Below are 7459 nucleotides of genomic sequence, written 5' to 3'. Positions count from 1 at the left end.
TGCACGCGTCCGACTCCCAACTGCTCGGCGATGTCCTTGTTCTGCATTCCGTTGGCGGCCAGCAGCACAATGCGCGCGCGCTGCGCCAGCCTCACGCTCGTGAGCTTCGACCGAACCAGCCTCGTCAAATTGGTTCGCTCCTCGTCGGTCAACATGATCTCGGGGGCAACTCGCACTCACTCTCTCCACGCTGTGTCGCAGTGTGGGCATTGGAGACGCCGAATTCATATAGGTTCCATCAAGAACAGAACGCTACACTAGCAGTAGGGCAGGAAACACGCCCGCGCTGCCTCGCTGGGCGTCAGGCCTAAGCGGAAATAGATCCGCAGGCGTTCCAGCGTGAGGTAGTCCGGCACGTAGGCACTGGATACTAGGCCGGATCTCAGTGCATATTCATGCAGGGCTGCAGCGAGGGTGCCGTGGCCGCACCCTCCGGGCGCGCGCCACTGTCGGCGCCGTACCGATCTTGGTCGTCAAACAAGCCTGTCCCCTGAAAAAACGCCGGACTATCATCCGGCGTTGGGTACGGTTGCGTCACGCGCCCTGCCTCTCGCGCCTTGCCTCTCGCACCATAGGCGGCCAGTCCCGCCCTGTTCGTCACGGGCGGAAAGACATACCAGGCCCCGTCGCCATGCCTGAAAAATACGATCGATAGCGTGCCCGTGACGCGGTCGGATTCCACGCATACGAATCGACTGCCGCACTCACGCAGCCGCCCCACCGAGGCGACTCGCGGTGGATTCGGCACGGCCGGTCCCAGCCATTTATCCACCATCGACCGCAATGACTTGTCTGCTCCCATTCTTGCTCCACTTGCGGGCTGCCCCGGCACTACCGGCCGACGTTGCAGCTTCCATGATTCCATCGTATGCCGCGCGAGCGGCCACCGCATTCAGCGGACGATGAATGCACGTTCAGCATTCCCTGAATCAATCGCAGGAAAATTCTTACAGCGGCCGTTGGGTGACGCCGCCTACTCCTGCGTGAAGCCATGCTTGATCGCATAGCGGATCAGGTCGGCGTTGTTCTGCAAGCCCAGCTTCTGCATCAGCCGCATCTTGTGGGTGCTGATGGTCTTGGCGCTCAGCGAAAACGACTCCGCAATTTCGTTGACGGTCTGGCCGGCGGCGAGCTGCTGCAGCACCTGGAGTTCCCGGTCCGAGAGCACCTCGTGCGCCGGAGCATCCTCACCGCGCTGGTGAAAGACCATGGCGTCGACCAGCGCAGGGTCGATGAACTTGCCGCCCGCGGCCAGCTTGCGGATCGCCCCAAGCAGGATTTCCGAGTCGCTGTCCTTGGTCACACAGCCCCATGCGCCGGCACGCAGCGCCCGCGAGGCGACCTGTGCTTCGTTGTGCATGCTCAGGATCAGGATCAGGGTGGCAAGATCGGGCCACTCGGCTCCGTACGCGGCGGATCAGGTCGATGCCGCTGATGCTCGGCATGGTCATGTCGAGAAGCAGCAGGCCGAACTCGCCGGCACGCATTTGCTCGAGCACCGCGCCACCGTCCGCGGCCTCGGCCGCGACTACCACATCGGTGATGGTGGCGACGATCTGCTTAAGGCCACTGCGAACGATGGCATGGTCGTCCGCAATCAGAACTCGAATCATGCTCCACTCACTTGGCGGGGGATGTGAATGGAAACGGTGGTGCCGTTGCTGCCCTGGCTGTCGATATTCAGGCTGCCGCCGATCATGCGGGCGCGCTCGCGCATGCCGAGCACGCCGTAGGAATCGCCCTGCAGCGCGGCCGCCACTTCAAAGCCCTGCCCGTCATCGCTGACGCACAGCAGCAGCCCGTCGGGCCGGTTGCTCAGTGACACCGTTACCCGCGCGGCACGCGCATGGCGGGCGGCATTGGTCAGCGACTCCTGCACGATGCGGAACGCGGCGGTCGCCACCGCATCGTCCAACCGCGGCTCGGGCCCGTCGACGGTCAGCCGGCAATGCGCGTGATGGCGGCGCCCGAAGTCTTCGGTGAGCCATTCGAGCGCCGACACGATGCCGTAGTTCAGCGCAGCCGGGCGCAGGTGGTTGGCCACATGGCGGACCATGCTGATGGTCCGCTCGACCAGCTCGCGCATCTCGTCGGCCTTCTGCTCGGCAGCATGGTTGCCGGCGATTTTCATGCGCAGCAGCGACACATCCATCTTCAGCGCGGTGAGCAGTTGGCCCAGCTCGTCATGGATTTCCAGCGCGATGCGCTTGCGCTCCTCTTCCCGAGCGGCCTCCAGGTGCCCCGACAGTTCCCTGAGCTGCTCGCGCGAGACCAGCAGTTCCTGCTCGATGCGCTTGCGCTCGGCAATGTCCTGGAGCGTGCCGACCAGGCCGGTGCAACGGCCTGCCGCGTCGCTGCGCTGCTCGGCCTGCCACTGCACGATATGATCGCTCACGCCCCGATACCTGAGACGCACGTCGATGCTGGTGCTTCCCGGCGCTTTCATCAGCTGGCTGAGCGTGGCCAGGATCGAGCGCCGGTCCTCCAGGTGCACATGACGCAAGAGTGCGCGCAGCGACCGGACCCGGCATTCGTCGACGCCCAGGATCCGGCACATCTCCCTGGACAGTCGCACTGCGCCGTCCGCGGCGTTCCACTCCCAGTCGCCCAGCCGCGCCAGGCGCTGCGCATTCGCCAAGCTTGCCTCGCTGGCGACCACCTTCAGTTCCGCACGCTTGCGGGCGGTGATGTCGTACAGGCCGACGCAGGCGGCCGCGGTCTCGCCAAATGTGATCAGGCTCGTCGTGACGACGACCCAGAACGAAGTGCCATCGCGATGGCACGCCTCGATCTCGAGCGCCGTGCCCCTGCCATCGCGGCGCAATTCCTGTACGGCCGCCTGCCGGGCTTCGGCATTGGCATAGCATTCCCGGATATCAAACCCGGTTGCCTGCGCCTCGGTCAGGCCGAAGAGGTCACGGAACGGCTGGTTGCAGAACAGGATCCGGCCTTCGTCGATCGCGGTAATCACCAGCGGTACCGGACTGGATTCGACGATCGAGCGGAAGCGGGCTTCGCTGGCCGAGAGCGCTGCCTCCGCGCGGCAGCGCTCGGAGATCTCCTGCGTCAAGCTCGCGTTGGCCCGCGCCAGCGCCTGCGTGCGCTGTATGACCCGGTATTCGAGCTCGCCGCGCACGCGCATCGCCTCCTGCTGCGCCGCGCGCCGGATGGCGATCTCTTCCTGCAGGCTGGCGTTCTGCTGTGCGAGCCTGCGGTGCATGATCCGCAGCGACAGGTGCGTATTGACGCGCGCCATGACCTCAGCCAGCTGGAATGGCTTGATGACATAGTCCACACCGCCCGCCGCGAAAGCGTCCATCATGTCCGCGGTGGCCGACAGCGCCGTCATGAAGATCACAGGAATATCCCGCGTCTGCGGCATCGCCTTCAGGCGCCGGCAGGTCTCGAGCCCGTCCATGCGCGGCATCCTGACATCAAGCAGGATCAGGTCCGGCTGGGAAAAACTGGCGCGTTCGAGGGCTTCTTCACCGTCCTGCGCGACGAGCACGCACATCCCCTGCGCCTCGAGGTGCTGCGCAACGATGGAGATATTGGCGGGCACATCGTCCACGATCAGGATGGTGCGCCGCACTTGCGGCTCGTCGGTGTCTTGACCCACGGTTGCTTGGCTGACGTTATTGCGGGTGCAGCATATCACCGCATCCCACTACCCCACATGGCCTTGAAATCACTCCCTAAAATCAAGACTTTCCCGAACGGAAATAGGGAAATCCTTACCACATCACCGCCATCGCGACGCACATATCGATGCGCAATCTTCCTTGTTCCCCTGCCGCGCATGTCTGCCTACGATCTCGCCTTCCGACCTACACGCCTCAGGCACTGACCAGCCCCCCGCTGCAACGCCGTCTTGAGCATCGAAAACATATGCCGCGCCACCGGATTGACCGCATTGGGCCGGGCCCACAGGTAATACGTCACGTCCGGCAGGCGCGGCAGTCCGTCGCTCTCGCCCAGGATGCGCATGTCCGGGGCCAGCAGGTCGATGCTGCGCGCCGTAACGCCGAGTCCGCCGCGCAGCGCGGCCTTGATGCCGATCAGGCTGGGCGCCAGGTAGGCGATGCGCCACGGCACCCCGGACTGCGTCCGCGCGTCCAGCGACAACTTGCGGAACAGGCTGGGCTCGTCGGCCAGGATCAGCGGCACCGGCGCCGCGCTCATAGACAAAGTCCGAGACAAAGTCCGCCGCGCAAACCCAGATGGTGGGCGTGGTGCCCAGCGCGATACCGTCAAGCGAAGTGAGGGGCGCCCGGGATTCGAAAAGAATTCGCCACATCCCCTCGGCAAGCCTCTGATTTTACTGAAATTTTCAATACTCCGATGTCCTGCTTGCTGGAGGGCTCTTACCCGACTCGGTAAAACCCCACTTTCTGCCCCGCATTGACCGCCCGCCGCATCCAGTCCGGCATCTCGCCGGTCCCGTCCCAGCTCTGGCCCGCGGCGTTGCGGTAGCAGACCACCGGCGGCCGCGCTGGCGCTGGCGCTGGTGGTGGTGGTGGTGGTGGATCGAAGCACCCCGCCGCTGCCAGTTCCTCCATGGTCAGTCCGTAGTCGGCCATCTCGGTCTGGATCCAGCGGATCGCCGCCGCCCGCGCAGTGTTTGCTGTCATCGTGTTGGTTGTCGCTGCTGTCGCTGCCATCTTCCGGGCTCGGAACGCTCGCCCCATGTGCTTCGGCTGGCGGTTCGCGTTGTGTGTCGCTGGCTAAAGGGGCGCCGGGCCGCCGACCTTACGCCGCGGCCAACGCCGCCTGGACGCTGGCCAGGTCGGTGGCCGATTCCCGCGCGGCGGCGTCGGCGGCCGCGAGCCGTGTGGTGAGCTGCTCGGTGAGCCCCGCGACCTGGGTCTCGAGCCGGGCCCGGGCCTCGGCCCGTTCCTGGGCGATGACGACTGTTCGCGGGCCCGCACCAGCTCCGTCGAGAATTGGGTTCGCAACTCGTCCAGCTGCCGGCGCGCGCCCTCGAGTTCCGCCCGGCCCACCTCCAGCCGCGCCTGGGTCGCGGCGTACGCCTGCCGCTCGGCGGCGAGCGCCGCCTGGCCCTCCTCGATCATTTGGCGCTCCAGTTGCGCGACCTTAAGGCCATATCTTGGCCGCAGGCCTATTTGACCTTGTAACGGAAGTGACTCGCCGCAAGTGCGCGCGCTTGGGAATGAGGGGTGACCGGCAGTGTCATGAACGCAGGCGAGAGCTTGCGTTCATGACACACCCCGGCCGACCCTCCTCTACAGCCTGGTGCGCAAGGGCAGCATGGGCACGCCCGCCGACGCGCTGCAGGCGTTCTGGCAGGAGCTGCGCGGGCGCCGCCGCGTCAGCTCACTAAACGCCACCGGAGCCGCACCGTGGAGTAACGCTCCGTGCGTTGAAGACCGCGCCAAAACGGGGACTGACTAAGCGCCAAGGCAGTGGTCCTCTTCTCCGAATGGACGGATACGGATAGAGGGCCGGCCGGGATTCGCAAAATATGGTCCGCGGGATAATTGAAGTACACAGAATGGCCCGAAGCAGCTGACACCGCATACCGTAGCGCGCTCCAAGACCGAGTTCCGTCTGAGACCACCCTGCAGCTACTCGCGCTCTGCGGCTGCTGGCCAGGGGGGCTTGCCGCCCGGCCTTCGACACAAGAACCGGAAGCGGGCCTTTTAAGCTACGTTCTGGAACCCGGTCGCCGTGAACTTGGCGCAATGGTTCTTTGACAATATGTCACCGCAATCTGAGGAAGGGGAAACCAAAGGCCGCGGCCAACATTCCATCAGCTAGTGCCCCTGTTTTCCGCGCGGTATCGCCGACCTCAGGGCTGGACCTGTCCGCTGCGAAGTACTCCGGCTTGGTGGCGACATGGGCAACGATTTGAGTGTAGACGTCTCAACCACTTCGATTGGCAATTGCACCGAGTGCGGGAGGTGCCGTCTGGCCTGCGCGCCCTAGCCTGGCACCACCTGCGTCGCTTTGGGCATCCGTCCGGTGCCGATCAGTACGATGAGATCGGCGACTCGCGCTTCGGCCATGGCAAAGGCATCCGTTTCTGCAACCGAAGGCCTTCCCGCGCGAAAGACTGACTGCTGTATCCCCGCAAACGTGTGTTGACAAACGAGCACGAAACCCTGGTGCATTCCGTTGGCAAGTGGCTCGGTATAAGCCTTGAATTCATAGTAGCCAGCGCGCCTGTGACTTTCCATACATGACTCGTCCTGCTGGCGCGAATGGAGTCCGCCAGCACGCGGGGCGATTCAGCTCAGCATTCTTGCTTGGGACTAATCAACAGCCGGGGAGCCCCGAACAGACAAGCGTGACCATGCGGATCTCTGCCCGATGCTACCTGCGACCATTCGCGAAGTTTGACCTTAGCATATTACGCCCAGTCTCGGCCTGTCTCGGGGAATCCGTTGCCGCGCCTCGTCCAACCCGCCGTGCGCCTGGCGGACTGGCGGCGGGTTACCTAGACCCCAAGGAAGGACGTGACGTGGACAGTTGTTCTAGTCGAACCTAATATTCCATCTACGCAAGTCATCTGCCGTTCCCCCGAACGCTGTCTTGCCAGAAAAAAAATAGCGGTGTCATCCAGCCCTTCGGGCTAGCCGTCCATTGTTGTTTCATGCCAGAACGTGGAACGGTGCTGCCCTACAACGAGTGGGCAGCGAGGAGCCGAGCATGCACAGAACTCACCCAGCCGGGCGGATGTCTGCCCTCACAGGGCGCCTGGCCTCTCCCTTCTTCCACCCGATTGACCGAAGCGAGTTGAGGGTGCACCCGGTCAACGAGCCAGTGCCTCGAACTCCGGGCACCAGTGTGCCACAGACCAATCGGGAGGTCTCCGACGCCGCCCCCAGGAAGTACCGAATCTTCTGGTAGCAGCCTTGCGAGGTTCAGCGCTCCCATCGCCTATGAGCCACGCCACAAACTCCGGCAGATCAAGCCAGCTTGCCTCGCAACGGTGCATCCCATGCCAACGCCGCAACGAGCACCGATAAAGCGCGCTCGACGGAACGGGGTGGACCACGCAGCGTCGGATGCACGCCCACCGCTGTGACTGGCGCTTCTGAACGTTTGGATGCACATGTACAGCTGCGGGACATTCGCAAGTTCCGGCCGGCCTGGTACTCGCCCAAATTGTGAGCCTAGACTCGGTCACAACCAGGCATTTGACGGCCTCCTTAGGAACGTGCTCGAAATAACTTCCCGCTATGCGGCGTTCCGTGAGCGGATGCTGTAGTTCCACGCAGGCAAGGTTGAGTCGTACTCGATGTTCAGTGAAGCACGGACGCAACGAGTGACTGTCCGTCCGGCTTCATAGACTCCGTCAAGAATGTCAGCAGTAACTTTCAGTCCGGTTTTTGTGCAGGCTTTTTCGATCAGTTCACGAACCAGACTAACGCTGCTGAAGACTACGCCAGCACAGGCTCGCGTAATGTGTGGAAACACGCGGTGCTCGATCGGATTA

Annotated in this window: 5 protein-coding genes and 3 pseudogenes; all 8 read right to left on the bottom strand. The window is 63.7% G+C overall.

Going from position 1 to position 7459, the window contains the following annotated elements:
- A partial coding sequence (locus A3A5_RS45605; RefSeq protein WP_018310273.1) for a helix-turn-helix domain-containing protein occupies positions 1 to 155 on the bottom strand: 155 nt, incomplete at its 3' end.
- An 818-nt stretch (positions 156 to 973) separates the two neighbouring features.
- A pseudogene (locus A3A5_RS38040) lies at positions 974 to 1613 on the bottom strand (response regulator).
- Entirely contained in the window at positions 1610 to 3619 is a 2010-nt protein-coding gene (locus tag A3A5_RS0109020; protein WP_018310270.1) for a response regulator, read from the bottom strand. Before A3A5_RS0109020 ends, A3A5_RS38040 begins: the two are co-directional and overlap by 4 nt.
- A 188-nt stretch (positions 3620 to 3807) precedes the next feature.
- Positions 3808 to 4182: a LysR substrate-binding domain-containing protein gene (locus A3A5_RS38035; RefSeq protein ID WP_018310269.1), complete on the bottom strand. Its 375-nt coding sequence runs from the start codon at positions 4180 to 4182 to the stop codon at positions 3808 to 3810.
- Positions 4183 to 4364: 182 nt separating this feature from the next.
- Complete coding sequence (locus tag A3A5_RS0109010) at positions 4365 to 4631, bottom strand: H-NS family nucleoid-associated regulatory protein (protein WP_026200600.1); 267 nt, start codon at positions 4629 to 4631, stop codon at positions 4365 to 4367.
- Between the two features lie 121 nt (positions 4632 to 4752).
- Positions 4753 to 5078, bottom strand: a pseudogene (locus A3A5_RS44570) (KfrA protein); the annotation flags it as partial.
- 864 nt (positions 5079 to 5942) lie between these two features.
- Positions 5943 to 6197, bottom strand: a complete 255-nt coding sequence (locus A3A5_RS0109000) for a hypothetical protein (protein ID WP_157637166.1) — start codon at positions 6195 to 6197, stop codon at positions 5943 to 5945.
- Between the two features lie 1003 nt (positions 6198 to 7200).
- Positions 7201 to 7459: pseudogene (locus A3A5_RS41055) on the bottom strand (ISAzo13 family transposase); the annotation flags it as partial.

Source organism: Cupriavidus sp. UYPR2.512, from assembly GCF_000379565.1.
In the GTDB taxonomy this organism is placed as follows: Bacteria; Pseudomonadota; Gammaproteobacteria; order Burkholderiales; family Burkholderiaceae; genus Cupriavidus.
The sequence above is the reverse complement of the archived record's forward strand: the minus strand, read 5'-3'. Positions and strand labels throughout refer to the sequence as shown.

Bases quoted from the DNA above. Each gene is read 5' to 3' on its own strand.
- A3A5_RS38035 (WP_018310269.1), bottom strand. From the start codon at position 4,182: ATGAGCGCGGCGCCGGTGCCGCTGATCCTGGCCGACGAGCCCAGCCTG.
- A3A5_RS0109010 (WP_026200600.1), bottom strand. From the start codon at position 4,631: ATGACAGCAAACACTGCGCGGGCGGCGGCGATCCGCTGGATCCAGACC.
- A3A5_RS0109000 (WP_157637166.1), bottom strand. From the start codon at position 6,197: ATGGAAAGTCACAGGCGCGCTGGCTACTATGAATTCAAGGCTTATACC.